This is a genomic window from Listeria costaricensis (genome assembly GCF_900183385.1).
Lineage (GTDB): Bacteria > Bacillota > Bacilli > Lactobacillales > Listeriaceae > Listeria > Listeria costaricensis.
This window is the reverse complement of sequence record NZ_FXUT01000043.1, coordinates 1-1,854: the sequence shown is the minus strand read 5'-3', so window position 1 is coordinate 1,854 and position 1,854 is coordinate 1. Positions and strand designations below refer to the sequence as shown.

The following is a 1,854-nucleotide window of genomic DNA, read 5'->3' as shown; positions in this document are numbered from 1 at the left end:
GTCTACTAATTTTCTACCTCCAAAAGAACTCACAGCAATTTTAGCATTATCTAGTAATAAAAATAAAAATCTTATTAATAAATCCTTTTTTTGTGGATTGTGTTGTCTTTCAATAGTAATTATTAAAAAATCAAGCTTTACTTTCCCATCATAATTATCAATTATTTCTTCAAATAAATCAATAAGTCTTTTTGATTTATCTAATAAGGCATTCTCACTTGCAATAGCATGACAAATACTCATTCCATATTGTCCATCCGTATCTTTCAAAATTATCTCTTTAGTCCATTGAACTTCATATTCAAACTTAGTTTTACTTTGCAGAATAATATCAATAAGCCCTGAAAAATTAATTTCGCTCCAATTGATTCTCACTTCTTCAGCTATTGGATTTATCATATATAAAGACAGAATAAAAAGATTGTCTTTGTTCCAATCATTAACATATCCTTTTCTCAATAATTCTTGCCCCACATATTTAAATTTTTCTAAATTCCCCTTTTGAAATCCACGTATAGAATAAGAATAACCTTGGAACGTATTGATAGTAATCTGTTCTAAATCTATAAAGCTATCCACCAATGATAAAGCACCCTGTGAAAATTCTCTAAACGCAGCCTTATTCACATTAGAAACAATATCTTTGATTTTACTGCGCCTTGAATCCATTTTCTTATTTAACTGTATCAATATATCTAGATAACTACCTAATTCCGTGTTAATAAAATCTTCAATTTCAAGCAATTCAGGCCTTTTTCTATTTAGGTATACATAATCATAATTCAGCTCATTAACATTTACTTGCAATAACTTATCAAATGCTGGACTTTCAAATCTCCCTTTGTCAATCAATTCTCGGAAAAGATGCTTTTCTTCCCAGCTAAAGCTGTCTAAACTAAATTTCTCTAAGAATATTTCTAGAACCCCTGCTTTTAATTCTGGCTCATAATCATCATTATCTATTAAAATTTCAGCAAAAAGCTCTTCATATTTCGGATACAAAAGCAGTCCTTTTTCAAGGATTACTGTTTTTATTTTTTTTGAAACCTCATCGTTCTCCTTCAATGAACTCAATAAAAACTCTGTCGTTGCGTGATATGTTTTTTCTAAAAAGGGGTCTTTATTTGTAGAAAAAGACTCGTCTGGTGGAGATAGTAAGATTTCTAAAATAGCATCTACTTCCTTACTAAGAATCTGATTACTATCAATAAAAGACTTCTGGTGTACGAAACCATACTTACTAAAAGAGATTCCATCATGATAGCCTTCTAAAATTTCTATTCCCATTTTGTTTATCTCGATTTTACGATTTTCCACAAAATCATTTAGCTCATATCCAAAAATAATATTTGAAAAATCAATGTGATCTATTAAATTATTTACAAGAGAGCTATTTAACCCATTCTCATTATCAATGTTTACTAAAATTCTTTGAAATAAATGTAATTCCAATAATGAATCAGGATAATTATCTAATATTGGTTTGTTATTCAAAAACACTTTTTTATTCAATAAAGATTTATACAGGATTTGTATTAAATCATTCGAGATAATCGTTTTAAATGGCTGATAGCGATACATAGTTTCATCAGCCAATAATTCAATAATTATTGGAACCATTGCATCTTTCAAATTAATTGAGAATATTTTATCTTCATAGTAAATGTTTTTATAGTGCATAGGATTCTTTTGAAGTTGCTCAACTAACCAATATCCCATTAAATCTTCATCGCTAGAGAAAGATGTTTCTAAAAGATATTGTTCTTTTGAAATATTTCTTCTTATTTCATCTATCTCTGTTTGTCTAATTTCTTTTGATTTTTTTAATTTTTCAAAGACTTTAAAAATCCCTTC

Annotated in this window: 1 pseudogene; it reads right to left on the bottom strand. The window is 28.0% G+C overall.

Annotated features, from left to right (window positions below):
• Window positions 1-1,854: pseudogene (locus tag CS921_RS15435) on the bottom strand (SIR2 family protein); the annotation flags it as partial.